This is a genomic window from Kosakonia sp. H02, assembly GCA_030704225.1.
Classification (GTDB): domain Bacteria; phylum Pseudomonadota; class Gammaproteobacteria; order Enterobacterales; family Enterobacteriaceae; genus Kosakonia.
In genome coordinates this window covers 2,688,588-2,714,951 of record CP131915.1, presented here as the reverse complement: position 1 = coordinate 2,714,951, position 26,364 = coordinate 2,688,588, and the positions used below count along the sequence as shown (strand labels likewise).

The window sequence follows — 26,364 nt, the reverse complement described above, 5'->3', positions numbered from 1 at the left end:
CATTTTTTTAGCTTCGCCGAGCGGAGCATTTGAGATTTTTATTATGCTAATCAATTTGTTAACTAAAGTATTCGGTAGCCGTAACGATCGTACGCTGCGTCGCATGCGTAAAACTGTTACCCAGATCAATGCCATGGAACCTGCCATGGAGCAACTCAGCGATGAAGAGCTGAAAGGCAAAACCGCTGAGTTTCGCGCGCGTCTGGAAAAAGGCGAAAGCGTTGAAGACCTGCTGCCAGAAGCATTCGCCGTTGTGCGTGAAGCAAGTAAGCGCGTGTTCGGTATGCGCCACTTTGATGTGCAGTTGCTGGGCGGGATGGTGCTGAACGATCGCTGCATCGCCGAAATGCGTACCGGTGAAGGTAAAACCCTGACCGCAACGCTACCGGCTTATCTGAATGCGCTAAGCGGTAAAGGCGTGCACGTTGTTACCGTCAACGACTACCTGGCGCAACGTGACGCCGAAAACAACCGTCCGCTGTTTGAATTCCTCGGCATGAGCGTCGGCATCAACCTTCCGGGCATGCCTTCCGTTGCTAAACGCGAAGCCTACGCTGCCGATATTACCTACGGTACCAACAATGAATATGGCTTCGACTACCTGCGCGATAACATGGCATTCAGCCCTGAAGAGCGTGTGCAACGTAAATTGCACTATGCGCTGGTGGATGAGGTGGATTCCATCCTGATCGATGAAGCGCGTACTCCGCTGATCATTTCCGGTCCGGCGGAAGACAGCTCCGATCTCTACAAGAAAGTGAACAAAATCATTCCGTATCTGGTTCGCCAGGAGAAGGAAGATTCCGACACCTTCCAGGGTGAAGGCCACTTCTCAGTGGATGAAAAAGCGCGTCAGGTGACCCTGACCGAACGCGGTCTGGTGTTAATTGAAGAACTGCTGGTGAAAGAAGGCATCATGGAAGAGGGCGAGTCTTTGTACTCTCCGGCTAACATCATGCTGATGCACCACGTCACCGCTGCACTTCGCGCGCATGCGCTGTTCACCCGCGATGTCGATTACATCGTGAAAGATGGCGAAGTGATTATCGTCGATGAACACACCGGTCGTACCATGCAAGGTCGTCGCTGGTCCGATGGTTTGCACCAGGCCGTTGAAGCGAAAGAAGGCGTAGAAATCCAGAACGAAAACCAGACGCTCGCCTCCATCACCTTCCAGAACTACTTCCGTCTGTATGAAAAGCTGGCCGGTATGACCGGTACAGCGGATACCGAAGCCTTCGAATTTAGCTCGATCTACAAGCTTGATACTGTGGTTGTGCCGACAAACCGCCCAATGATCCGTAAAGATATGGCGGATCTGGTGTATATGACCGAAGCGGAAAAAATTCAGGCGATTATTGAAGATATCAAAGAGCGTACCGCCAATGGCCAGCCGGTGCTGGTAGGTACGATCTCTATCGAAAAATCAGAAGTTGTCTCGAATGAGCTGACTAAAGCGGGCATTAAGCACAACGTCCTGAACGCCAAATTCCACGCCAAAGAAGCCGATATTGTGGCGCAGGCGGGTTATCCGGGCGCGGTAACCATCGCGACCAACATGGCTGGTCGCGGTACGGATATCGTGCTGGGCGGTAGCTGGCAGGCTGAACTGGCGGAGATCGACGATCCAACGCCCGAGCAAATCGCGCAGGTGAAAGCGGAGTGGCAGAAGCGCCATGATGCGGTGCTGGCGTCGGGTGGTCTGCATATTATCGGTACTGAACGCCATGAATCGCGCCGTATCGATAACCAGCTGCGTGGTCGTTCCGGTCGTCAGGGCGATGCGGGTTCTTCACGTTTCTACCTCTCCATGGAAGATGCTCTGATGCGCATTTTCGCCTCCGATCGCGTTTCCGGCATGATGCGTAAGCTGGGGATGAAACCGGGCGAAGCCATCGAGCACCCGTGGGTCACCAAAGCTATCGCCAACGCACAGCGCAAAGTGGAAAGCCGTAACTTCGATATTCGTAAGCAACTGCTGGAATATGATGATGTGGCTAACGATCAGCGTCGTGCAATCTACACTCAGCGTAACGAACTGCTGGATGTTTCCGATGTAAGCGAAACCATTAACAGCATCCGCGAAGATGTCTTCAAAGCGACGATTGATGGACATATTCCGCCGCAGTCGCTGGAAGAGATGTGGGATATTCCAGGCTTACAGGAACGTCTGAAAAACGATTTCGATCTCGATCTGCCGATCGCCGAATGGCTGGATAAAGAGCCGGACCTGCATGAAGAAACGCTGCGTGAGCGTATCCTGCAAAGCGCGGTGGAAACGTACCAGCGCAAAGAAGAGGTGGTTGGCGCGGAGATGATGCGTCACTTTGAAAAAGGCGTCATGCTGCAAACGCTGGATTCCCTGTGGAAAGAGCACCTGGCGGCAATGGACTACCTGCGTCAGGGGATCCATCTGCGTGGCTATGCGCAAAAAGATCCGAAGCAGGAGTACAAACGCGAATCCTTTGCCATGTTCGCTGCGATGCTGGAATCTCTGAAGTATGAAGTGATCAGCACGCTGAGCAAGGTGCAGGTGCGTATGCCGGAAGAAGTGGAAGCGATGGAGCAACAGCGTCGCGAAGAAGCTGAGCGTCTGGCACAGATGCAGCAACTGAGCCACCAGAACGACGAATCTGAAGCGGCAGCCGCGCTTGCGGCACAAACCGGTGAACGCAAGGTCGGTCGTAACGATCCTTGCCCTTGCGGTTCCGGTAAAAAATACAAACAGTGTCACGGCCGTCTGGCGTAATGCGCTGATAAAAAAGGAAAGGCGCAGATATCTGCGCCTTTTTTATGGAGTCTGCATAATGAAAATACTCAACATCGCTGTTGGCATTATCCGTAATCCGCAGGGTGAAATCTTTATCACCCGACGCGCTGCCGATGCACACATGGCTAATAAACTTGAGTTTCCGGGCGGGAAAATTGAAGCGGGTGAAACGCCTGAGCAGGCAATGATCCGCGAGCTACACGAAGAAGTGGGTATCACCGCGCTGGGCGCAACGTTGTTTGAGAAGCTGGAATATCAGTTTCCCGATCGCCATATCACGCTGTGGTTCTGGCTGGTGGAAAACTGGCAGGGCGAACCGTGGGGTAAAGAAGGCCAGCCGGGCGAGTGGATCGCGCAAAGCGCGCTTAATGCAGAAGATTTCCCACCCGCCAACGAACCCATTATCAATAAGTTAGTAAGAGGCAGCCAGGCCTGCTAAGCAACGTGCCAGCAGGCAACTCGCGGGATCAGTGCTGTTGTTCACTCCAGTCATCACTGTCTGACAGATCGCCGGAGCTGGCGATGCGTTTCTCTTCCGCTGCCCATTCGCCTAAATCAATCAGCTGGCAACGTTTGGAACAGAAGGGGCGAAACGGGCTTTTTTCGTCCCATACCACAGATTTCCCGCAGGTCGGGCAGTTAACAATAGTTTCTTCAGTCATTACGGCTCCTTAACAGCAGGCCAGTTCAAAATCCAGCCGCTCCGGCACGACGCCGTTTTCGCTGTCGAAGGGTAAAAAACGAATGGCAAAACGGCTCTTATGCCCGGAGATTTGCGGGTAAAGCTTCTCCTGAAGCGGCAGTTGCAGACGTAGCAAATCGGCATCATCACCATTATCCTGGTAAAAGCCATTCAGGCTGGTCTGGCGGCGAAACGGCGCGGCATTGCGAATAAGATCGAGGATCAGCGTCAGCGTCGCACGCAATGGCTCAAGGCTTTCCAGCCAGAATGAAACCTGCGCGTCGCGCTGCGCCTGCGATAAGTGTAGCCACATATGCAGCGTCGGCAGATCGAAACTACAGCAGCCGCCAGGAATGCTTAAGCGCTGGCGCACCAGGCCTATCAGGCGATCCTCACGTAATACCTGACCAATGCGCGGCGCGGTCATCAGCACGCTTCCGCTCTCTTTCAACTGCTGGCGAATCTCTTCAATGCGGTTGAGATCAACACCCGGCACTTCACTCCAGGCGCGCAGTTTACGTTGCTGGCGCTCCAGCTCTTTCAGTAATTCAGTCCGGGTATCACCGCGTTCGAACACATCCAGCAAATCGCCCACGTTACGGAAAAAGTGCAACGCGTCGGCATGGCCGCTGAGCGGCAAATGGGTGGAGAGTTGTTGCAGTAAAAATTCAACGCGCAGCCAGGTGCGCATCTTTTCGTTAAGTGGATGTTCAAAAAGGATGTGGGTGTGCATTACGGTTTTTCCTGTGATACGACCTGCGAAGCATACTTTAGATAGTCTGCATGCAGGCGGGCAACATCCGATGCTATCGCATCTGGTGCGCCATTATTGTCAATAACATCATCTGCGACGGCAAGTCGCGCTTCGCGTGTGGCCTGAGCCGCGAGAATGTTTTCCGCATGTTCGCGGGTTACACCATCACGCTGCATGGTGCGTAAAATTTGCGTCTCAACCGGGACGTCAATCACCAACACCCGATCGGCTTTGCGATAAAGCCCGTTTTCCACCAGCAACGGAACAACCCACAATACATAAGGCGATGTCGCCTCGGCAATCTGGCGCTGAGTCTGTTGCTGAATCAGCGGGTGGAGTAGGCCGTTGAGCCAGCTTTTATCGCCCGGAGAAGCAAAAATGCGTTCGCGCAGTAAACGGCGATTGAGCGAACCGTCTGCGAGGAACATTTCTGCGCCAAATCGCCCGGCAATGGCGCTTAACGCAGGAGAGCCAGGTTCCACAACCTGGCGGGCAATAATATCCGCGTCGACAACGTTAACGCCAAGTTTCGCGAAGGCATCCGCCACGGTGCTTTTTCCGCTGCCAATGCCGCCGGTTAACGCGACCGTATACCTCATAACGCTCAACCCTAAAAAGTTAGCCCGACATCACAATCTGTTGAGATTTTCCCCACTCATTACCAACAAATACCGTTGTCCGGAGCGAGGAAAAACGCAAAAGCGGAAATATATTTATGATAAAAATCAATGGATTGTAAATTAATCAAGTAACAATGAAATCAATTAACCGAAACTGGCTCATTCACCAGATAAATTTATAGGATTGTAGCGTAAAAAAAGAGATTTTCGCAGTCTTGCGCGACCCTTATTAGTGCGTATGATAGCGTCACTGGAGTTGTGAGTTTGTATTGTCGCCATTAACCCCAGGAATCCCCACATGCGTATCGAAGAAGATCTGAAGTTAGGTTTCAAAGACGTCCTTATCCGCCCTAAACGTTCTACCCTTAAAAGCCGTTCCGATGTCGAACTGGAGCGCGAGTTTACGTTCAAACATTCTGGAATGCGCTGGTCTGGCGTACCGGTTATTGCCGCCAATATGGATACCGTGGGCACATTCGCCATGGCGAAAGCGCTGGCATCCTTCGATATTCTCACCGCCGTACATAAACACTATTCCGTTGAAGAGTGGAAAGGCTTTGTGCAGTCTGAATCTGAAAATGTGCTGCGCCATGTGATGGTCTCTACCGGCACATCCGATACGGACTTCGAAAAAACCAAACAGATCCTCGCTTTGCACCCATCGCTGAATTTTGTCTGCATCGACGTGGCGAATGGCTACTCCGAGCACTTCGTGCAGTTTTTAGCGAAAGCACGTGAAGCCTGGCCGGACAAAACTATCTGCGCGGGTAACGTCGTTACCGGCGAAATGTGCGAAGAGCTGATCCTCTCCGGGGCCGATATTGTGAAAGTGGGCATTGGCCCTGGCTCTGTTTGCACTACGCGCGTGAAAACTGGCGTTGGCTACCCGCAGCTTTCTGCGGTTATCGAATGTGCTGATGCGGCGCACGGTCTCGGCGGGCAGATTGTCAGCGATGGCGGCTGCACCGTACCCGGTGATGTGGCAAAAGCCTTTGGCGGCGGCGCAGACTTCGTGATGCTCGGCGGTATGTTGGCCGGTCATGAAGAGAGCGGCGGCTCCATCGTTGAAGAAAACGGCGAGAAATTCATGCAGTTCTATGGCATGAGCTCTGAATCCGCGATGAATCGCCACGTTGGCGGCGTTGCCGGTTACCGCGCCGCAGAAGGCAAAACCGTGAAAATTCCACTGCGCGGCCCGGTTGAAAATACCGCGCGCGATATCCTGGGCGGCTTGCGTTCAGCCTGTACATATGTCGGCGCTTCTCGCCTGAAAGAGCTGACCAAACGCACGACCTTTATCCGCGTTCAGGAGCAGGAAAACCGCGTGTTTAACAGCCTCTAATTGGCTTACAGGCGCACGGCGCTGCGCCTGATTATCCTGTACCGCCCATCGCATCGCCCAGATGAAAGATGGGCAGATACATGGCCACCACCAGTACGCCAATGATCACTCCCGTCACAACCAGCAGCAGCGGCTCTAACACCGCCGCCAGCCCATCGGCCTGACGCTGCGTCTGCTCACTATGATGTTGCGCCAGATTGTCGAGCATGTTATCCAGCGCCCCGGAAACTTCCCCCGTACGAATCAGTTGAATGCACAGCGGCGGGAATTCGCCGTTTGCTTTTAACGCAGCGGAAATTGATGTGCCCTCTGTTATCTCCTGGTGCGCACGTTGTAACAGCTCACGCCAGTACGGGCAGGTTACGGTGTCGGTAACACTTTCCAGCCCCTGTAAAAATGAGATACCGGAGCGCTGCGTCAGCGACAGAACGGTAAAAATCTGACTCAGCCGTTGTCCGCGCACCAGCGGCCCGATTATCGGGCTTGCAAGTAACCCCCGCTGCCTGTAGCGCAGCCATCCGGCATGGTTACGTACCTTGAGCAACGCGGCGCTCACAAGCCCGGCACATACCATAAAAGGCAGTGCGCCTTGCTGTACCATGGTGGCTGCGGCAATGACGCCGCGCGTTAATGCCGGGAGTGGCGTATTGAACGTCTGGTAAATGGCGGAAAACTCCGGCAATACCAGATAGACCATCGCCAGCACCACTGCCGCCGTCAGCGACAAAATGATCAACGGATAACGCAGCGCTTTTTTCACCTTCAGTGTGAGCTCATGCTGCGCTTTTTGCTGGCTGGCCAGCCGGAAGCAGCACTCATCAAGCTTGCCGGTTAGCTCGCCGGTGCGGATCATCGCCTGCCACAGCGGCGGAAACACATCCGGCCATTGGCGTAGCGCCGCCGAGAAGGTTTCGCCTTGTTCCAGCGACTCTGCCAGATGGCGTAACAGCGCCTGCCACTGTCTGGCGGGGTGTTGCTCGGCCATAAGCTGCAATCCTTCTGGCAGCGTAAGCCCGGCCTGGAGCAGCGTTGCGAGTTGGTTGAGTAGCGGCGTGCTGTGTTCAATCCGCCAGAGCGCACGGCGCACCGGGCGGCGTTTGAGCGTTAACAGATGGCGCTGCTGTTGCTGCAACCGCACTATCGCCGCAGTACGGTTTTCGCTCCAGTGCAGGCCGCTTTGCAGTTCGCCGTGTTCATTCAGCCCGGACCATTGCCAGAGTTGTTTACTCGCCATCCGGGAAACCCAATATGCGCACCAGCTCTTCAAAGGTGGTAAGTCCTTGTTCCACGGCCTGGCAACCATGTTGAAACAGTGACGTCATACCCTCTTTATGGGCGCACTGTTCGATGTCGTTTGCGCTCATCCCGCTGGCAATAGCCTGGCGTATGGGCGGGGTGACGGCGAGGATTTCAAATAGCGCCACCCGGCCATAAAAGCCGTGATAGCACTGTTCACACCCTTCGGCGCGCCAGCGGGGCAGCGGCCGTGACCATACTTTCTCAGGAAGATGGGTATAGTCCGCCGCCAGCTTGCGGCAGTGGGGGCAAAGCTTGCGCACCAGCCGCTGAGCCACCACCAGCGAGAGTGCCGAAGAGATCATCCAGCGCGCGACGCCCATCTGCTGGATGCGCACCAGGGTTTCACTGGTGGAGTTGGTATGCAGTGTTGATAGCACCAGATGCCCGGTTTGCGCGGCTTTGATGGCAATTTCTGCCGTTTCGCCATCGCGAATCTCTCCCACCATGATGATGTCCGGATCCTGGCGCAGCAGAGCGCGCAATACACTTTGAAAAGTGAGTCCGGTTCGTGGCGTAATCTGCGTCTGGTTTAAGCCAGCGAGCGGGATTTCTATCGGGTCTTCAACGCTGCAAATATTGACCTCTGGCTTGTTGCGCGCCTGTAGCGCGCTATAGAGCGTCACTGTTTTACCGCTGCCTGTCGGGCCGGTGACCAATAATAATCCTTGCGGTTGCGCCAGCGCGATTTTAAACAGCGCCTGTTGAGTTTCGGTCATGCCGAGCGCGGTCAGTTCCAGCGCCTGATTTACCTGATGCAGCAGGCGCAGCACCACTTTTTCGCCGTGGCGACAGGGCAACGTCGCAATGCGAAAGGAAACGGATTGCCCGTAAAGATCGACGTTGAATTGCCCATCCTGCGGCAGTCGTCGCTCGGCGATATCAAGATTGCCGAGGACTTTTAGCCTTGCGGTCAGGGTGCTGGCGAGCGAACAGGGCAGGGGTGACAGGGGATGAAGCACGCCGTCGACACGCAGACGAATGGCGTACTCTGTTTCGGCAGGTTCGAAATGGATATCCGATGCGCGCAGCACCAGCGCCTGTTGCAGCGTATGGTTGATTATTTCCACTGCTGAACCGCTTTCTTCAACGTCAGCTACCGCAGACGACGCTGCTTGCGCTGCCAGTTGTTGATGCTTGTCCATTTGCTCCGGTGTCCAGCAACGAATATCAACGCGCTGTCGGACAGCGAAACTGAGTGATTCCATAAATTCCGTGCTGGGTTTTTCCAGCACGGCGATGGTGACCTGTTCGTCGTCACGGCTGAGTAACAGCGCTTTATGGCGCTGGCACAGCGCGGCCAGTTTGTCCTCTTTCATCATGGCTCCTTAACGTCCGGTACGAAAAACGTCTTCGCAGGCTTGTTGCAGTGCGCTGTCCGCTTGCGTGTTACAGGCCCGCGCCCAGCCCTGGATGCCATCGGCATTGCTCCACTGCGGTGTCATCACCACGCTGAGTCCGTTCAGGCTCTCCTGGCCGGTCAGCGAGACCACGCCTTTGGTGACGCTGAGCGCGGAGACATAGCGGGTGGTAGTGGGCGCAGGAATGCCGTTGCTGCTGGCATCGCAGTTATCGACACCGCCGCGCTCCAGCGCGCAAAGCTCCACGGCGGTGCGGTAAGGGACGAAGGTTTGCAACATGTCGGTTAATGCCGCTTTGCGCAGATAGTTCTGGTAGGCGGGAATGCCGATGGCGCTCAGTATGGCGACGATGCCGATCACCACCATGAGTTCGATGAGGGTAAATCCGTGTTCTTTGTTCATAAACGGCTCCTTGTGCAGAGCCGCTACTGTGTCAGTTCGATAAATGCGGGGCGAGGAGTAAAAATGAGGTCAGGAAAAGCGCTTCCGGTTTTATTGCGCAGTTTGCACAATGCGACATATTATCTGCGAGGCGGGCCGCAAAAATGGCCCGCTTAGCCGCAATAAAGTTAGCGAAAGCGCATTGACAGATCGAGGGCGCGGACGTGTTTCGTCAGCGCACCGACGGAGATGTAATCGACGCCGGTTTCGGCGAATTCACGCAGGGTTTCTTGCGTGACATTGCCGGAGACTTCCAGTTTTGCCTGGCCGTTGGTGCGTTTTACCGCTTCACGCATTTGTTCGGTGGCGAAGTTGTCCAGCATGATGATGTCGGCACCGGCTTTCAGCGCGTCGTCGAGTTCTTCCAGCGTTTCAACTTCAACTTCCACCGGCACATCCGGGCGTAGCCAGAAGGCTTTTTCCACCGCCTGGCGAACGGAGCCCGCAGCGATAATGTGGTTCTCTTTGATCAGAAACGCATCGGAAAGCCCCAGCCGATGGTTAGCGCCGCCGCCGCACAGCACGGCATATTTCAGCGCTGTGCGCAGCCCCGGCAGCGTTTTACGCGTATCGAGTAATTGCGTTTTAGTACCACTCAGCAATTCAACGTAGCGGTGTACTTCGCTTGCCACGCCGGATAACGTTTGCACGAAATTAAGGGCGGTTCGCTCACCAGTGAGCAGCACGCGTGAGGGGCCATCAAGCTCGAATAAAGGTTGGTCGGCGCGCACGGCATCGCCATCGTCCACGTGCCAGGTCAGTGTTACGTCATCGCCTGCCAGTTGGATAAACACCTCTTCAACCCAGCGTTTACCACAGAAAATGCCCACTTCGCGGGTAATGACGACCGCATGAGAACGGTTCTCTGGCGGTAACAATTGAGCGGTAATGTCGTTATTCGCATCGACTTCACCCCCCAAATCTTCGCGCAGCGCCTGGGCAACAGCGGCAGGAATATCCAATTCAATGCGTTTGAGTAGCGCGTCACGTCGAAGGTCGGGGTTATAGCGGCGAGGCGGCATGATAAACTCCAAAAAGGGTAACGAATCACAATGTTAGCGGTTGGTTGTGCGGGTCTGGCATTATGGGACGCCGCCTAAGCATGCTACTCTGAAGCGTGTTTCAGCACCATCCTCTATAAGGAGTTCCTTATGCAGTTACGCAAGGGTTGGCTGGTGGAGGCGCGGCACGTGCCGTCTCCCCATTTCGATTGCCGCCCGGACGATGAGCAGCCTTTACTGCTGGTGGTACATAATATTAGCCTGCCGCCTGGCAAGTTCGGCGGACCGTGGATTGACGCGCTCTTTACCGGGACGCTGGATGCAAGCGCCGATCCCTTCTTCGCTGAGATTGCTCATTTGCGCGTTTCTGCCCACTGCCTGATCCGCCGCGACGGCGAGATTGTGCAATATGTGCCGTTCGATAAGCGCGCCTGGCATGCGGGCGTGTCGTCGTATAAGGGACGGGAGCGCTGTAATGATTTTTCGATTGGTATTGAGCTTGAGGGAACGGACCAACTGGCGTATACCGACGCGCAGTACCTTCAACTGGCGGCAGTAACGCGAACGGTCATTAAGCTTTACCCGTCGATTGCCGACAATATGACCGGACATAGCGATATCGCCCCTGAGCGCAAGACCGATCCCGGCCCGGCGTTTGACTGGGCGAGGTTTCGCGCCCTGGTTGCTGGTTTGTCAGAAAAGGAGATGCCATGACATTATTCACCATGCTGCTGGTACTGGCAGCAGAACGGCTATTTAAACTGGGAGAACACTGGCAACTGGATCACCGGGTAGAGGTGCTGTTCCGGCGCGTAAAACACTACTCCATGTTCAGAACGTTGCTGATGACGGCGCTGGCGATGCTGGTGACGTTTTTGATTTTGCGCGCGCTGCTCGGGTTATTTTTTAATGTGCCGCTGCTGGTGGTGTGGATCCTGATTGGCGTGCTGTGTATCGGCGCAGGTAAAGTGCGGTTGCACTACCATGCTTACCTGAAAGCGGCGGCGCGCAACGACAGCCATGCGCATATGGCGATGGCCAATGAGTTGACGCTGATCCACGGTGTGCCGCCTGGCTGTAGTGAGCGCGAGTTCTTGCGCGAACTGCAAAACGCGTTGCTGTGGATTAACTTCCGTTTTTATCTCGCGCCGCTGTTCTGGTTTATCGTCGGTGGCCCCTGGGGGCCGGTGCTGCTGGTGGGTTATGCATTCTTACGTGCCTGGCAGTCGTGGCTGGCGCGCTATCAAACGCCAAACGAGCGCCAGCAATCCGGCATCGATGCCATTTTGCATCTGCTGGACTGGGTGCCGGTGCGCCTGGCGGGCGTGGTGTATGCGCTGGTTGGGCATGGCGAGAAAGCGCTACCGGCCTGGTTTGCCTCGCTGGGTGATGCCCATACCTCGCAGTATCACGTGCTGACGCGTCTTGCCCAGTTCTCGCTGGCGCGCGAGCCGCATATGGATAAGGTCGCCACACCGAAAGCGGCAGTGTCGATGGCGAAAAAAACGTCGCTGGTGCTGGTGGTTGTGGTGGCGCTGTTAACGATTTACGGCACGCTGATGTAACCGCGTGCCGCTCGTTTAGCGATTATCCGCTGCCGGGATGCCAAAATCAGGCATCCCGTTTTCCTGCCAGCGGATCGTTTTCAGGCGGGTGTGGCGATTGGGATCGTACAGCGGATCGCCTTCTATTTCGGTGTAGTTACGCGCGTGATACACCAGCACATCTTCCCCGTCCGGCGTTTGCGTAAAGCTGTTGTGGCCTGGGCCATACTGGCGATTTTCATAACTGGTTTTAAACACTGGCTGCGGCGTTTTCTGCCAGTTCGCCGGATCCTGCGGATTCGCGTGGATATCGATCCACAGCAGACCCATGCAGTAGTTTTCATCGGTGGCGCTGGCAGAGTAGCTGATAAACAGCTTGTCGCCGTGAAACAGCACCGCAGGCCCTTCGTTCACCCGAAAGCCCCGGCACTCCCAGTCAAACTCCGGTTGGCTTAACATTACCGGCTCGCCTTTCAGCGTCCACGGGTTTTCCATTTCCGCCAGATAGAGGTTGGAGTTGCCCGCAATATCTGGCGCTTTCTGCGCCCACAGATACCAGCGTTTGCCTTGATGGACAAAGGTTGTGGCATCGAGGGCGAAGGTATCAAACGGTGTCTGGACCTGGCCTTTTTCCACCCAGCGGCCGGTGAGCGGATCGGCATCGGCGCACTCCAGCACGAACATGCGGTGCTGGAACATATTCAGTGCATCCAGCGCCTTCGTCCAGGTGGCGGCAAAATATAAATACCATTTGCCATCAATATGATGCAGCTCCGGCGCCCAGATAAGCTCACTCATCGGCCCGCTTTGCGGCTTGCGCCAGACCACTACGCCTTCGGCGCGGCGTAGCCCCTCCAGTGTGGTCGCGCGGCGGATCTCCAGTCGGTCATACTCCGGCACCGAGGCGACAAAGTAATAGTTGCCTTCGTGGCGCAGAATAAAAGGGTCTGCGCGCTGCTCAATAAACGGGTTTGGCCAGTCACTCATTATGCGTTCCTTACGTTTTCGCCTGCGGGGACCGGCTGGCGTTCGCTCAGTTCGTGGTAGTTGACGCGGCGTTTTTCCAGATCCGCCTGGATCTGTTTCATTAATTCACGGTCGACTTTCAGCAGGCGCACCACGCCTGCGGTAATCAGGTAACCAACGCCCGGGATCACCGTAAACAGCAGCATGATGCCGTTGATAGCGCTGGCGCTCTGCTGTTTGGCTCCGGCATCGTAACCATACCAGGAGAGCAGGAAGCCGACCATTGCGCCCGCCACGGCGAGACCCACTTTCAGGAAGAAGAGGTTGCCGGAAAAGCTGATCCCGGTAATGCGTTTGCCGGTTTTCCACTCGCCGTAATCATCCACGTCCGCCATCAGCGACCAGTGCAGCGGGGAAGGGATTTGATGCAGGATGTTAAGCAGGAAGTAGAGCACCACAATCATCACCGTGGCGTGCGGGTCGAAGAAGTAAAAGGCGCAGGAAAAAATTGCCAGCGCGATGTTGGTCCAGAAGAAGACTTTCAGTTTGCACCAGCGGTCGGTCAGCACTTTTGCCAGCATACTGCCGATCATCATGCCCACCACGCCAAGGCTGATAAACAGCGTGGCGAAATGGGTGCTCTCCTGCATAACCCAGGTGACGTAATACATCGTGGCGGCCATGCGGATAAAACCGGGGCAGACGTTGCACAGCGTCAGCAGCAGAATGCGTACCCACTGGTCGTTCTTCCATACGTCTTTAAAATCTTTCTTCAGATCGTCATTGGTCGGTACCGCCGGGCGAATGCGCTCGCGCACGGTGGCAAAACAGAACAGAAACATACACATGCCGATAAACGCCAGCACCGCCATTGCCATCTGGTAGCCTTTGGCTTTATCCGCGCCGCCAAACCATTCCGCCATCGGCAGCAGGGTCAGCGACAGCAGCAGCGTGGCGATACCCACCATCACAAAGCGATACGACTGGCAGGCAACACGCTCTTTCGGATCGTTAGTAATCACGCCACCCAGCGAGCAGTAGGGAATATTGATGGCGGTATAGGTCAGCGACAGCAGGAAGTAGGTGACAAAGGCATAGATAACTTTGCTGCTGTAGCTCCACGCCGGCGTGGTGAACATCAGCACGCTGAACACGGCGTAAGGCACCGCTATCCACAGCAGCCACGGGCGGAAACGGCCATATTTGCTTTGTGTACGGTCAGCCAGCGCGCCCATCAGCGGGTCAGTAATCGCGTCAATAACGCGAATCGACAGCAGTAACACGCCGACCAGCGCAGGCGCGAGGCCGAAGATATCTGTGTAAAAATAGTTAACAAACAACATGATAGCGCCAAAGATGATGTTGCATCCGGCGTCACCCATGCCATAGCCAATCTTTTCTTTAACAGACAGTTTGTTGTTGTCCATTGTCGGTTCTCCCTCTGAGGTATGGCATGAATTATTCGCCTGCAAATTTTTGTTTGCGTAGCAGGATCAGGCCGGAGAGATGGACAAAATGGCTATGTAAAGGAAAGTGTGAGGAAGGTAACAAAGGTATAACAACCCTCTCCCGGGCGGGAGAGGGAAGGGCGGGCGGGGATTATTGCGCTTTCACCGCTTTTGCATTTTTCTGTCGGAACAGGTAGCCAACAGCCAGAATGGCAATCCACACCGGGATCAGCCACACCGAGATCGCCATGCCAGGCGTCATCAGCATGATAACCAGCACACCCGCCATAAACAGCAGGCAGATCCAGTTACCGAGCGGGTAGAGCAGCGCCGGGAAGCGCGGCGTGACGCCTTGCTGCTGTTTAGCCCGGCGAAAACGCATATGCGCCAGGCTGATCATCGCCCAGTTAATTACCAGCGCGGAAACCACCAGCGCCATCAACAGGCCGAACGCCGAGTCCGGTGCCAAATAGTTGATCAGTACGCACAAGGCGGTGAAAAGGGCAGAGACCAGAATGGTATTGACCGGCACGCCGCGTTTATCTGTTTTTTGCAGCATTTTCGGCGCGTTACCCTGTTTTGCCAGGCCAAACAGCATGCGGCTGTTGCAGTAAACGCAGCTGTTGTAAACGGAGAGCGCTGCGGTCAGCACCACGATATTCAACGCGTTGGCAACGAAAGAGTCGCCCAGTTCGTGAAAGATCAGTACAAACGGGCTGGTGTCGGCGGTGACGCGTGTCCATGGCAGCAAAGAGAGCAGCACGGCCAGTGAACCGACATAAAAGATCAGGATGCGGTAAATAACCTGGTTGGTCGCTTTCGGAATGCTTTGCTCCGGGTTGTCGGCTTCGGCGGCGGTAATACCGACCAGCTCCAGCCCACCGAACGAGAACATGATGATAGCCATCATCATCACCAGCCCGCCGATGCCGTGCGGCAAGAAGCCGCCCTGTTCCCACAGGTTACGCACGGTCGCCTGCGGACCTGCGCTGTCGCTAAACAGTAGCCAGCCGCCAAAGATGATCATCGCCACCACGGCGAAGACTTTAATAATGGCGAACCAGAACTCCATCTCACCAAACACTTTAACGTTGGTCAGGTTGATGGCGTTGATGATGACAAAGAAGGCGGCCGCAGAAACCCAGGTGGGGATTTCCGGCCACCAGAACTGAACATATTTACCGACCGCCGTCAGTTCTGCCATCGCGACCAGAACATACAGCACCCAGTAGTTCCAGCCGGAAGCAAAACCGGCGAAGCTGCCCCAGTATTTATAAGCGAAGTGGCTGAACGACCCTGCCACTGGCTCTTCGACGACCATTTCGCCGAGCTGGCGCATGATCAAAAACGCAATAAAACCGGCAATGGCGTAGCCCAGGATAATGCCGGGGCCGGCAGATTGAATAACTGAAGCGCTGCCCAGAAACAGGCCAGTCCCAATAGCCCCGCCCAGCGCGATAAGCTGAATATGGCGGTTCTTAAGGCCGCGCTTTAGCTGATCGCCGTGCTGTTGACCTTCCATCATGAAACCTCGTGAGTGATTATTTTATGTACGCTAGCTTTTGCGTGTAAGGAATAACTTCCAGTTGTTTGTATTTTTTGCTTTACGAAATGGCAGCACGATTTTATGCCAGACCCTTTCACAGCGCTCAGAATAGTGATAAGTGCGCGGGAATGCATCTGCTTTATGAATCTCAGATGACGAGCTGGCGAAAAAGAAACCATTTGTAAATACCCCTTTTACCCCTCGCATGATTATGAATTTATTTTTTATGCATTTATAAAGCATAAATAATCATTTATTCATTAACTGAATCGGTTCATTTGCCTTAATTGCCGTTTCAGGAAAGTTAAAACTCCCTCTTTCGTGGTAAACGAGTCATTTGTGCAAGGTTACATCTTTGAAACGCTATTTCTGTTCGATTGTTAAAATGTGCGTGGTTTACTGATTTCAATCAAAACCTGTATGGACAGAAGGTGAATACTTTGTTACTTTAGCGTCACGAATATGAAATTGGTAAGACCAATTTACTCCGGGCGAATGGCAGAGACAGGGAACAATGGCCTACAGCAAAATCCGCCAACCGAAACTATCCGATGTGATTGAGCAGCAACTGGAGTTTTTGATTCTCGAAGGGACATTACGTCCCGGTGAAAAACTTCCTCCAGAACGCGAACTGGCCAAACAGTTCGATGTTTCTCGTCCTTCACTGCGCGAGGCCATTCAGCGCCTCGAAGCGAAAGGCCTGCTCCTTCGTCGCCAGGGCGGTGGTACCTTTGTCCAAAGCAGTCTGTGGCAGAGCTTCAGCGACCCGCTGGTAGAACTTCTGACCGATCACCCCGAATCCCAGTTTGACCTTCTTGAAACGCGCCACGCGCTGGAAGGCATTGCCGCCTATTACGCAGCGCTACGCAGCACCGAGGAAGACAAAGTGCGCATTGGCGAGCTGCATCGGGCTATCGAACTGGCGCAGCAATCGGGCGATCTGGACGCGGAATCGGACGCTGTCGTGCAGTATCAAATCGCCGTAACGGAAGCGGCACATAATGTCGTTCTCCTTCATCTGCTACGCTGCATGGAGCCGATGTTGGCGCAAAACGTTCGTCAAAACTTCGAATTGCTGTACGCGCGCCGGGAAATGCTCCCGCTTGTCAGCAACCATCGAGCGAGTATTTTCGCGGCGATCATGGCCGGGAAGCCGGAAGAGGCGCGCGAAGCGTCGCACCGTCACCTGGCGTTTATCGAAGAGATTTTGCTGGATCGCAGCCGTGAGCAGAGCCGTCGTGAACGCTCGCTTCGTCGGCTGGAGCAGCGCAAGAATTAGGATTTTCTGGTGCTTTTTGTGCCGGAAGAGTTGTAACACCAGCGCCAAACTGTAGAGCGCGGCAACTAAACGCAGAACCTGTCTTATTGCGTCTTTCTCAAGGATGCAATGGGACAGGTTCCAGACAAATCAACGATTAGATAGATAAGGAATACCCCCCATGTCAGAACGTTTACAAAATGACGTGGATCCGATCGAAACTCGCGACTGGCAACAGGCGATCGAATCGGTCATCCGTGAAGAAGGTGTTGAGCGTGCTCAGTATCTGATTGACCAGCTCCTTTCTGAAGCCCGCAAAGGCGGTGTGAAAGTGGCAGCTGGCACAGGGGCGAGCAACTACGTAAACACTATTGCCGTTGAAGATGAGCCGGAATACCCGGGCAATCTGGAACTGGAACGCCGTATCCGTTCAGCTATCCGCTGGAACGCCATCATGACCGTTCTGCGCGCGTCCAAAAAAGACCTCGAGCTGGGCGGCCACATGGCTTCCTTCCAGTCTTCTGCGACCATTTACGAAGTTTGCTTCAACCACTTCTTCCGCGCCCGCAACGAGAAAGACGGTGGCGACCTGGTTTACTTCCAGGGCCACATCTCTCCGGGCGTCTATGCACGTGCATTTGTTGAAGGTCGTCTGACTGAAGAGCAAATGAACAACTTCCGTCAGGAAGTTCACGGTAAAGGTCTCTCTTCTTACCCGCACCCGAAACTGATGCCGGAATTCTGGCAGTTCCCGACCGTATCCATGGGTCTGGGCCCGATTGGTGCTATCTATCAGGCGAAGTTCCTGAAATACCTGGAACACCGCGGTCTGAAAGATACCTCTGAACAAACCGTTTACGCTTTCCTGGGCGACGGTGAGATGGATGAGCCGGAATCCAAAGGTGCGATCACTATCGCCACCCGTGAAAAACTGGACAACCTGTGCTTCATCATCAACTGTAACCTGCAACGTCTGGATGGCCCGGTCACCGGTAACGGCAAAATCATCAACGAACTGGAAGGCATCTTCGCAGGTGCTGGCTGGAACGTTATCAAGGTGATGTGGGGTTCTCGTTGGGACGAACTGCTGCGTAAAGACACCAGCGGTAAACTGATCCAGCTGATGAACGAAACCGTCGACGGCGATTACCAGACCTTCAAATCCAAAGATGGTGCGTACGTTCGCGAGCACTTCTTCGGTAAATACCCGGAAACCGCCGCGCTGGTTGCAGACTGGACTGATGAGCAGATCTGGGCCCTGAACCGTGGCGGTCACGATCCGAAGAAAATCTACGCTGCACTGAAAAAAGCGCAGGAAACCAAAGGCAAAGCAACTGTCATCCTGGCCCACACCATTAAAGGTTACGGCATGGGCGACACCGCCGAAGGTAAAAACATCGCTCACCAGGTGAAGAAAATGAACATGGACGGCGTACGTTACATCCGCGACCGTTTCAATGTTCCTGTCACTGATGAGCAGGTTGAAAAACTCGCTTACCTGACTTTCGATGAAGGTTCTGAAGAGCACAAGTACCTGCACGAACGTCGCCAGGCGCTGAAAGGCTACCTGCCATCTCGTCAGCCGAAATTCACTGAAAAACTGGATCTGCCGGCGCTGGAAGACTTCTCTCAGCTGCTGGAAGAGCAGAACAAAGAGATCTCCACCACTATCGCTTTCGTGCGTGCCCTGAACGTGATGCTGAAGAACAAGTCGATTAAAGATCGTCTGGTTCCGATCATTGCCGACGAAGCGCGTACCTTCGGTATGGAAGGTCTGTTCCGTCAGATTGGTATTTACAGCCCGAACGGCCAGCAGTACACCCCGCAGGACCGTGAGCAGGTTGCTTACTACAAAGAAGACGAGAAAGGCCAGATCCTCCAGGAAGGTATCAACGAACTGGGTGCTGGCGCATCCTGGCTGGCGGCTGCGACTTCTTACAGCACCAACAACCTGCCGATGATCCCGTTCTACATTTACTACTCCATGTTCGGTTTCCAGCGTATCGGTGACCTGTGCTGGCAGGCTGGCGACCAGCAGGCTCGCGGCTTCCTGGTAGGCGGGACTTCCGGTCGTACGACCCTGAACGGTGAAGGTCTGCAACACGAAGATGGTCATAGCCACATTCAGTCGCTGACTATCCCGAACTGTATCTCTTACGACCCGTCTTACGCGTACGAAGTGGCTGTCATCATGCATGACGGCCTGCAACGTATGTACGGTGAAAAACAAGAGAACGTTTACTACTACATCACCACGCTGAACGAAAACTACCACATGCCGGCGATGCCGGAAGGTGCCGAGGAAGGTATCCGTAAAGGTATCTACAAACTCGAAACCGTTGAAGGTAGCAAAGGTAAAGTTCAGCTGCTGGGCTCCGGTTCTATTCTGCGTCACGTGCGTGAAGCGGCGCAGATCCTGGCGAAAGACTACGGCGTGGGTTCTGACGTGTATAGCGTGACGTCCTTCACCGAGCTTGCGCGTGATGGCCAGGATTGTGAACGCTGGAACATGCTGCACCCGCTGGAAACCCCGCGCGTTCCGTACATCGCTCAGGTGATGAACGACGCACCGGCTGTAGCATCGACTGACTATATGAAACTGTTCGCCGAGCAGGTTCGTACTTATGTACCGGCTGATGATTACCGCGTACTGGGTACCGACGGCTTTGGTCGCTCCGACAGCCGTGAAAACCTGCGTCACCACTTCGAAGTTGATGCTTCTTATGTGGTTGTAGCAGCACTGGGCGAACTGGCTAAACGTGGCGAAATCGACAAGAAAGTGGTGGCGGAAGCAATCACCAGATTCAACATCGATGCAGATAAAGTTAACCCGCGTCTGGCGTAAGAGGTAAAGAGACAATGGCTATCGAAATCAACGTACCGGACATCGGGTCTGATGAAGTAGAAATCACCGAAATTCTGGTCAAAGTGGGCGACAAAGTTGAAGCTGAACAGTCGCTGATCACCGTAGAAGGCGACAAAGCCTCTATGGAAGTTCCGTCTCCGCAGGCTGGCGTCGTAAAAGAGATCAAAGTCTCTGTCGGCGACAAAACCGAGACCGGTAAATTGATCATGATTTTCGATTCCGCCGACGGTGCAGCAGACGCTGCACCAGCTCAGGCAGAAGAGAAGAAAGAAGCGGCTCCGGCGGCTCCCGCCGCTGCGGCAGCGAAAGACGTTAATGTTCCGGATATCGGCGGCGACGAAGTTGAAGTCACCGAAATCCTGGTGAAAGTGGGCGACAGCGTGACCGCTGAGCAGTCGCTGATCACCGTAGAAGGTGACAAAGCCTCTATGGAAGTTCCGGCGCCGTTTGCCGGTACCGTGAAAGAGATCAAAGTGAATACCGGCGACAAAGTCTCCACCGGTTCACTGATTATGGTCTTCGAAGTGGCGGGTGCTGCACCGGCTGCCTCTGAGGCGAAACCGCAGGTGAAAGAGCAAGCGGCTTCTGCTCCGGCGGCAACGGTTGGCGCGAAAGACGTTAACGTGCCGGATATCGGCGGTGACGAAGTTGAAGTGACCGAAGTGATGGTCAAAGTGGGCGACAAAGTCTCCGCTGAACAGTCTCTGATTACCGTTGAAGGTGACAAAGCCTCAATGGAAGTCCCGGCTCCGTTCGCCGGTACGGTGAAAGAACTGAAAGTGAACGTGGGCGACAAAGTCTCCACCGGCTCGCTGATTATGGTGTTCGAAGTGGAAGGCGCTGCGCCTGCGGCTGCTCCGGCAGCGAAACAGGAAGCGGCACCGGCACCGGCTGCAAAAGCAGAAAAAGCGGCGGCGGCTCCGGCCAAAGCAGAAGGTAAATCTGACTTTGCAGAAAACGACGCTTACGTCCATGCAACACCGCTGATCCGCCGCCTGGCGCGCGAATTCGGCGTTAACCTGGCGAAAGTGAAAGGCACCGGCCGTAAAGGCCGTATCCTGCGCGAAGACGTTCAGGCTTACGTGAAAGACGCGGTGAAACGCGCTGAATCTGCACCTGCCGCCGCCGGTGGTGGTCTGCCAGGCATGCTGCCGTGGCCGAAAGTGGACTTCAGCAAGTTTGGTGAAATTGAAGAAGTGGAACTGGGTCGTATCCAGAAAATCTCCGGTGCGAACCTGAGCCGTAACTGGGTGATGATCCCGCACGTTACGCACTTCGACAAAACCGATATCACCGATCTGGAAGCGTTCCGTAAACAGCAGAACGCCGAAGCTGAGAAACGTAAACTGGACGTGAAATTCACGCCGGTGGTCTTCATCATGAAAGCCGTTGCTGCGGCCCTTGAGCAGATGCCACGTTTCAACAGTTCTCTGTCTGAAGATGGCCAGCGTCTGACGCTGAAAAAATACATCAACATCGGTGTGGCGGTTGATACCCCGAATGGCCTGGTGGTTCCGGTCTTTAAAGACGTGAACAAGAAGAGCGTTACCGAACTGTCTCGCGAACTGACCGTCATCTCCAAAAAAGCGCGTGATGGCAAGCTGACCGCTGGCGAAATGCAGGGCGGCTGCTTTACCATCTCCAGCATCGGCGGCCTGGGGACCACCCACTTCGCGCCGATTGTTAACGCGCCGGAAGTGGCAATTCTGGGTGTCTCTAAGTCAGCGATGGAACCGGTGTGGAACGGTAAAGAGTTCGTTCCGCGCCTGATGATGCCGATTTCGCTCTCCTTCGACCACCGTGTGATTGACGGTGCTGATGGTGCGCGCTTTATCACTATCATCAACAACATGCTGTCTGACATTCGCCGTCTGGTGATGTAATCGGAAAGCCGGCCAAACGGCCGGCTTTTTTCTGCTAATCTCATTCTGCTTTTGGGGTTATCAGGGGCAAAGGACAAATCGTTAGCCGTTTGTTGTTTCAAAAATGTTAACAATTTTGTAAACTGCGGGCGGATAGAACGTCCCGGTGGATGAAGGGCGACATGAAGTACCCCTGACCGCCGGAAATCAATAAGAGGTCATGATGAGTACTGAAATCAAAACTCAGGTCGTGGTACTTGGGGCAGGCCCGGCAGGTTACTCTGCTGCCTTCCGTTGCGCTGATTTAGGTCTGGAAACCGTCATCGTTGAACGTTACAACACCCTCGGCGGTGTTTGTCTGAATGTGGGTTGTATCCCGTCTAAAGCGCTGCTGCACGTTGCAAAAGTGATTGAAGAAGCCAAAGCGCTGGCTGAACACGGTATCGTCTTCGGCGAACCGCAAACCGATATCAATAAAATCCGTACCTGGAAAGAGAAAGTGATCACGCAGTTGACCGGTGGTCTGGCGGGTATGGCGAAAGGCCGTAAAGTCAAAGTGGTTAACGGTCTGGGTAAATTCACCGGGGCGAACACCCTGGAAGTTGAAGGTGAAAACGGCAAAACCGTGATCAACTTCGACAACGCGATCATCGCGGCGGGTTCCCGTCCGATTCAACTGCCGTTCATTCCGCATGATGACCCGCGCGTGTGGGATTCCACCGACGCACTGGAACTGAAATCCGTCCCGGAACGCCTGCTGGTGATGGGTGGCGGTATCATCGGTCTGGAAATGGGGACCGTGTATGACGCACTGGGCTCCCAGATTGACGTGGTTGAAATGTTCGACCAGGTTATCCCGGCGGCTGACAAAGACATCGTTAAAGTCTTCACCAAACGCATCAGCAAGAAATTCAACCTGATGCTGGAAACCAAAGTGACTGCCGTTGAAGCGAAAGAAGACGGTATTTACGTTTCCATGGAAGGCAAAAAAGCCCCGGCAGAACCGCAGCGTTACGACGCCGTGCTGGTGGCTATCGGCCGTGTGCCGAACGGTAAAAATCTCGACGCAGGCAAAGCGGGCGTGGAAGTGGACGACCGTGGCTTTATCCGTGTTGATAAACAACTGCGCACCAACGTGCCGCACATCTTTGCTATCGGCGATATCGTCGGTCAGCCGATGCTGGCGCACAAAGGCGTGCATGAAGGCCACGTTGCCGCAGAAGTTATCGCCGGTAAGAAACACTACTTCGATCCGAAAGTGATTCCGTCCATCGCCTACACCGAGCCAGAAGTGGCATGGGTGGGTCTGACCGAGAAAGAAGCGAAAGAGAAAGGCATCAGCTATGAAACCGCCACCTTCCCGTGGGCTGCTTCTGGCCGTGCTATCGCTTCCGATTGCGCTGACGGTATGACCAAACTGATTTTCGACAAAGAGACGCACCGTGTTATCGGTGGCGCGATTGTTGGCACCAATGGCGGTGAGCTGCTGGGTGAAATCGGTCTGGCTATCGAAATGGGCTGCGACGCAGAAGACATCGCGCTGACCATTCACGCGCACCCGACTCTGCACGAATCCGTCGGTCTGGCGGCAGAAGTGTTCGAAGGTAGCATCACCGACCTGCCGAACCCGAAAGCGAAGAAAAAATAAATTTCTTTTGTGTATATATGAAAAAGCCGCCTTTGAAGGCGGCTTTTTTTATTTCTTATAGCCGGTAAGCCACGTATAAAATTTCATGCCCCAGTGAGTGATAGCAGCGAGCACAATGATCATCACAATAAACTTTGCTGCGGCTTCGCTTCTTGAGGTTGTATCAGTATCAAGAATATGAGTGCTATCGAGTAATGAAAATCCAATAATAAAAAGCAGCAGATACACGGCCTGATAAAGGATTCGTTTTATTAATTTCATTTATGTCCCCTTAAATTAAATCCACCTTACTGTAAGTAATTGAATAAGTTTATTATGTGATTTGCATCATTTTTATATAACGGTGCGAAATGCGTTTTGGCCGCTTTAATTTTTTCTGAATTTCAAAACTACAACTATTGGTAGGCATTTTTTACTCAAATTGTTCATTAAAATGCCGATAACTCATCTAATAAAGCTGTTAGCCGTAGGCTTCAGGTCTGCGACTCAGGCGTCGTCATGACATGGACTTTGTGACTTTTCCCCGTTTCATCGCTCCCGTCCTGTCTTTGCCTTATTTGTTCTTCTTCTGGTCATGGAAATAAAAAAGGAACCATTATGTCTATTAAAAAAATCGCTGTCGTTGGTGTGGTATTGGCAGCCTTTGCGTTGTCCGGTTGCGGCGCGATGACTACAGCAGTGAAAAAACGCAATCTGGAAGTCAAAACCCAGATGAGCCAGACCATCTGGCTGGAGCCTTCCTCTGAGAAAAGCGTCTATATCCAGGTGAAAAATACCTCTGATAAAGACATGAGCAATCTGCAAACCCTGCTCTCTAAAGAGCTCACCGACAAAGGCTATAAAGTCACGTCTTCCCCGGATACTGCGTATTACTGGATCCAGGCAAACGTGCTGAAAGCAGATAAAATGGATCTGCGTGAAACCCAGGGCTACCTGAAAAGCGGTTACGAAGGCGCGGCTATTGGCGCAGGGCTGGGGGCTGGTATCACGGCATATAACAGCAACTCTTCCGGCGCGGCGCTGGGCGTAGGTCTGGCGGCTGGCCTGATCGGTCTGGCGGCTGACGCGATGGTGGAAGATGTGAACTACACCATGATCACCGACCTGCAAATCTCCGAACGTAGCAAAGCGAAAGTGACCACCGATAACGTGGCCGCGCTGCGCCAGGGCACCTCCGGCATCAAGCTGCAAACCAGCAGCGAAGAGGGCAACCGTGCGAAGTACCAGACGCGTGTTGTTTCTAATGCCAACAAAGTAAACCTGAAGTTCGAAGAAGCGAAACCGGCTCTCGAAGCGCAACTGGCGAAATCCGTCGCTAACATTATGTAATGCGTATACGCATAGATGAAAAAAAGCGGACCAGGCAACTGGCCCGCTTTTTTTATTTCATAGCGTGATGAATTGAGTGTTTTCGGCCAAAAAGGATAAACATTACCCAATCGCTGCCGATGTTAATGGTCTACGACTAACGGTGAGAGGGAGTTTCATCGCCATGATTAACGGGCTTAACTTTACGACGCTGCTGACATCCCCGGCGCGGGTCAGTCCATCCGCGCAGTCTGCGCGCGCCACCGGTAATAACGCCGCATCAAACAGTGACAACGCCTCGGCGAAAGTGATGTTCGGCAGCCAGACGCAGGAGATTGCTGCGGTTTATAACCTGTCGGCTAAAAAAATAAGTGCCAGCGGGGTGCTGCAACAAAACACCCAACTCCAGGGGCTGATGAAAGTCGCCGCCGGAAGCGCCTCGGTATCGGCTTTCGCCAGCCTCGGCAGCACATTGCTCAGCAACCTGACAGAGAGCCGCGACGATGTCACGCAGGTATTAAGCGGCGCGGCACTGGGTACAACGCGAGCACCGAATAACTCGGCGGTGACGCTGGATATCGTCACGCAATCGGGGTCAACGGTGCATCTGGTCATGTCCCAGCAGGACGACGGCCTGACCGTACAGCTGAAAACCGACGGCGAAGCGCTGAATGATGATGAAGCGGCGGCGGTGGCGAATTTAAGCGAAGCGCTGGAAAAAACGTTGAACGGGCTGGGGCAGGAGCCGCCGCAACTCGATATCAGCGGTTTGACCAACTTTGACAGCCGGATGCTCAAGTCTGTTGACCTGAAAACAGACGTGCGCAACAACGGCGAGACGCTGCAATCGCTCAATTTCCATGCCGATGATAAAACCCGATCGGTTGCCTATGAAGATGGGAACTTCTCCCTGAAAATGAGCAGCGACAGTTCCCATGCCGTGTTTTCCGGTAACTATGCGCAGCAACAGTCGGCATTAAGAGCCTATGACGACAAGTTCGATAAAGCGCGTATTGCCGGGCAGGGCGACCGCGACCAAATGGCAGCGCTCAAATCCGTATTCCGTGCGTTAAATAGCACCGCCAGTGCTGAAGCAACGAAGATAATCACCGTAGGGCAGGCGATCCGAATTGGCGATAATGGCGCGTCCCAATTAAGCGGCCTGAACGATTTCTCGCTCTCCCTGACCCAGCGAGAGAAAGCGAGCAACCCGGCACACACGGAAGAGAAGGATCGCTTTGCTTATTCTGCCTCGCAGTCAACCGAAGAGGGCCTGCACAGTAACGGTTCAAAAACGGTGATACAGACAGCACGCAGCCATCTCAGCGCGGCCTGGCACCAGGCGCTCGATCCGTCGATTCCGCTGGCGCTCAATGCCATGAAATCGTCGCAGAACTACACTTATCACCTGCTGGAAAATGACGAAACGAGCACTACTACGCTCAATTATAACGGCCGCGGGCAGCTTGCCGATGTGGGCTACAACGAGCAGGTAAATAACCGTGAAACGGTGAAAAAATATGTGCTGGGCAAGCTGGTTGATCAGACCATGAGGCCGGAGCAGTACGCCAATAACCGGAAGATGGTAATTCTGCGTTCGCTGTAACATCACGATAACGAAATGGCCCTACGGGGTCATTTTTGTTGGGGC

Annotated in this window: 22 protein-coding genes; 11 read left to right on the top strand and 11 right to left on the bottom strand. The window is 54.1% G+C overall.

Features of this window, described 5'->3' with window-relative positions; genetic code table 11:
• The first annotated feature begins 43 nt into the window (after positions 1 to 43).
• A complete protein-coding gene (gene secA, locus Q5705_12740; GenBank protein ID WLI75466.1) occupies positions 44 to 2,749 on the top strand; it encodes a preprotein translocase subunit SecA in 2,706 nt (901 codons plus the stop codon).
• Between the two features lie 58 nt (positions 2,750 to 2,807).
• Positions 2,808 to 3,209 (top strand): 8-oxo-dGTP diphosphatase MutT, encoded by a 402-nt coding sequence (gene mutT / locus Q5705_12735; protein ID WLI75465.1) that lies wholly within the window; start codon positions 2,808 to 2,810, stop codon positions 3,207 to 3,209.
• 28 nt (positions 3,210 to 3,237) lie between these two features.
• Here the strand turns inward: mutT and yacG are convergent, their stop codons facing one another.
• The 3 genes from yacG to coaE are packed head-to-tail and all read right to left on the bottom strand — an operon-like array spanning position 3,238 to position 4,805.
• Positions 3,238 to 3,432, bottom strand: a complete 195-nt coding sequence (yacG, locus tag Q5705_12730) for a DNA gyrase inhibitor YacG (GenBank protein WLI75464.1) — start codon at positions 3,430 to 3,432, stop codon at positions 3,238 to 3,240.
• Positions 3,433 to 3,441: 9 nt separating this feature from the next.
• On the bottom strand, positions 3,442 to 4,185 hold the full coding sequence (zapD, locus tag Q5705_12725) for a cell division protein ZapD (GenBank protein ID WLI75463.1): 744 nt from the start codon (positions 4,183 to 4,185) through the stop codon (positions 3,442 to 3,444).
• Entirely contained in the window at positions 4,185 to 4,805 is a 621-nt protein-coding gene (gene coaE, locus Q5705_12720; protein WLI75462.1) for a dephospho-CoA kinase, read from the bottom strand. The genes zapD and coaE overlap by 1 nt, the downstream gene beginning before the upstream one ends.
• A gap of 319 nt (positions 4,806 to 5,124) precedes the next feature.
• On the opposite strand from coaE, the gene Q5705_12715 reads away from it, so the two are divergent.
• Entirely contained in the window at positions 5,125 to 6,168 is a 1,044-nt protein-coding gene (locus Q5705_12715; protein ID WLI75461.1) for a GMP reductase, read from the top strand.
• A gap of 31 nt (positions 6,169 to 6,199) precedes the next feature.
• On the opposite strand, the gene hofC is transcribed toward Q5705_12715, so the two are convergent.
• From hofC to nadC, 4 genes are all read right to left on the bottom strand, one after another.
• The gene (gene hofC, locus Q5705_12710) at positions 6,200 to 7,402 is read right to left on the bottom strand and encodes a protein transport protein HofC (protein WLI75460.1); all 1,203 of its coding nucleotides are present in this window, start codon (positions 7,400 to 7,402) and stop codon (positions 6,200 to 6,202) included.
• The gene (gspE, locus tag Q5705_12705; GenBank protein ID WLI75459.1) at positions 7,392 to 8,783 is read right to left on the bottom strand and encodes a type II secretion system protein GspE; all 1,392 of its coding nucleotides are present in this window, start codon (positions 8,781 to 8,783) and stop codon (positions 7,392 to 7,394) included. The genes hofC and gspE overlap by 11 nt, the downstream gene beginning before the upstream one ends.
• A 9-nt stretch (positions 8,784 to 8,792) precedes the next feature.
• Complete coding sequence (ppdD, locus tag Q5705_12700) at positions 8,793 to 9,227, bottom strand: prepilin peptidase-dependent pilin (GenBank protein WLI75458.1); 435 nt, start codon at positions 9,225 to 9,227, stop codon at positions 8,793 to 8,795.
• A gap of 167 nt (positions 9,228 to 9,394) precedes the next feature.
• On the bottom strand, positions 9,395 to 10,288 hold the full coding sequence (nadC, locus tag Q5705_12695) for a carboxylating nicotinate-nucleotide diphosphorylase (GenBank protein ID WLI75457.1): 894 nt from the start codon (positions 10,286 to 10,288) through the stop codon (positions 9,395 to 9,397).
• Positions 10,289 to 10,417: 129 nt separating this feature from the next.
• On the opposite strand from nadC, the gene ampD reads away from it, so the two are divergent.
• The gene (gene ampD / locus Q5705_12690) at positions 10,418 to 10,981 is read left to right on the top strand and encodes a 1,6-anhydro-N-acetylmuramyl-L-alanine amidase AmpD (GenBank protein ID WLI75456.1); all 564 of its coding nucleotides are present in this window, start codon (positions 10,418 to 10,420) and stop codon (positions 10,979 to 10,981) included.
• The gene (gene ampE, locus Q5705_12685; GenBank protein ID WLI75455.1) at positions 10,978 to 11,832 is read left to right on the top strand and encodes a beta-lactamase regulator AmpE; all 855 of its coding nucleotides are present in this window, start codon (positions 10,978 to 10,980) and stop codon (positions 11,830 to 11,832) included. The genes ampD and ampE overlap by 4 nt, the downstream gene beginning before the upstream one ends.
• Positions 11,833 to 11,847: 15 nt before the next feature.
• Here ampE and Q5705_12680 read toward each other — a convergent pair whose 3' ends face one another.
• The 3 genes from Q5705_12680 to aroP all read right to left on the bottom strand — a co-directional run bounded on the left by Q5705_12680 (position 11,848) and on the right by aroP (position 15,750).
• Positions 11,848 to 12,798, bottom strand: coding sequence for a family 43 glycosylhydrolase (locus tag Q5705_12680; GenBank protein ID WLI75454.1), 951 nt, complete (start codon positions 12,796 to 12,798; stop codon positions 11,848 to 11,850).
• Positions 12,798 to 14,204, bottom strand: a complete 1,407-nt coding sequence (locus Q5705_12675) for an MFS transporter (GenBank protein WLI75453.1) — start codon at positions 14,202 to 14,204, stop codon at positions 12,798 to 12,800. Before Q5705_12675 ends, Q5705_12680 begins: the two co-directional genes overlap by 1 nt.
• A gap of 172 nt (positions 14,205 to 14,376) precedes the next feature.
• Positions 14,377 to 15,750, bottom strand: a complete 1,374-nt coding sequence (gene aroP, locus Q5705_12670) for an aromatic amino acid transporter AroP (protein ID WLI75452.1) — start codon at positions 15,748 to 15,750, stop codon at positions 14,377 to 14,379.
• A 535-nt stretch (positions 15,751 to 16,285) separates the two neighbouring features.
• On the opposite strand from aroP, the gene pdhR reads away from it, so the two are divergent.
• The 4 genes from pdhR to lpdA all read left to right on the top strand — a co-directional run bounded on the left by pdhR (position 16,286) and on the right by lpdA (position 23,405).
• On the top strand, positions 16,286 to 17,050 hold the full coding sequence (pdhR, locus tag Q5705_12665; protein WLI75451.1) for a pyruvate dehydrogenase complex transcriptional repressor PdhR: 765 nt from the start codon (positions 16,286 to 16,288) through the stop codon (positions 17,048 to 17,050).
• Between the two features lie 160 nt (positions 17,051 to 17,210).
• Positions 17,211 to 19,874, top strand: coding sequence for a pyruvate dehydrogenase (acetyl-transferring), homodimeric type (aceE, locus tag Q5705_12660; GenBank protein WLI75450.1), 2,664 nt, complete (start codon positions 17,211 to 17,213; stop codon positions 19,872 to 19,874).
• A 14-nt stretch (positions 19,875 to 19,888) separates the two neighbouring features.
• The gene (gene aceF, locus Q5705_12655) at positions 19,889 to 21,778 is read left to right on the top strand and encodes a pyruvate dehydrogenase complex dihydrolipoyllysine-residue acetyltransferase (protein ID WLI75449.1); all 1,890 of its coding nucleotides are present in this window, start codon (positions 19,889 to 19,891) and stop codon (positions 21,776 to 21,778) included.
• A gap of 202 nt (positions 21,779 to 21,980) precedes the next feature.
• Complete coding sequence (gene lpdA / locus Q5705_12650) at positions 21,981 to 23,405, top strand: dihydrolipoyl dehydrogenase (protein ID WLI79024.1); 1,425 nt, start codon at positions 21,981 to 21,983, stop codon at positions 23,403 to 23,405.
• 48 nt (positions 23,406 to 23,453) lie between these two features.
• Here the strand turns inward: lpdA and Q5705_12645 are convergent, their stop codons facing one another.
• Positions 23,454 to 23,666 (bottom strand): hypothetical protein, encoded by a 213-nt coding sequence (locus Q5705_12645; GenBank protein ID WLI75448.1) that lies wholly within the window; start codon positions 23,664 to 23,666, stop codon positions 23,454 to 23,456.
• 336 nt (positions 23,667 to 24,002) lie between these two features.
• On the opposite strand from Q5705_12645, the gene traT reads away from it, so the two are divergent.
• On the top strand, positions 24,003 to 24,734 hold the full coding sequence (gene traT, locus Q5705_12640; GenBank protein ID WLI75447.1) for a complement resistance protein TraT: 732 nt from the start codon (positions 24,003 to 24,005) through the stop codon (positions 24,732 to 24,734).
• A gap of 163 nt (positions 24,735 to 24,897) precedes the next feature.
• A complete protein-coding gene (locus Q5705_12635) occupies positions 24,898 to 26,319 on the top strand; it encodes a hypothetical protein (GenBank protein ID WLI75446.1) in 1,422 nt (473 codons plus the stop codon).
• The last annotated feature ends 45 nt before the right edge of the window (positions 26,320 to 26,364 follow it).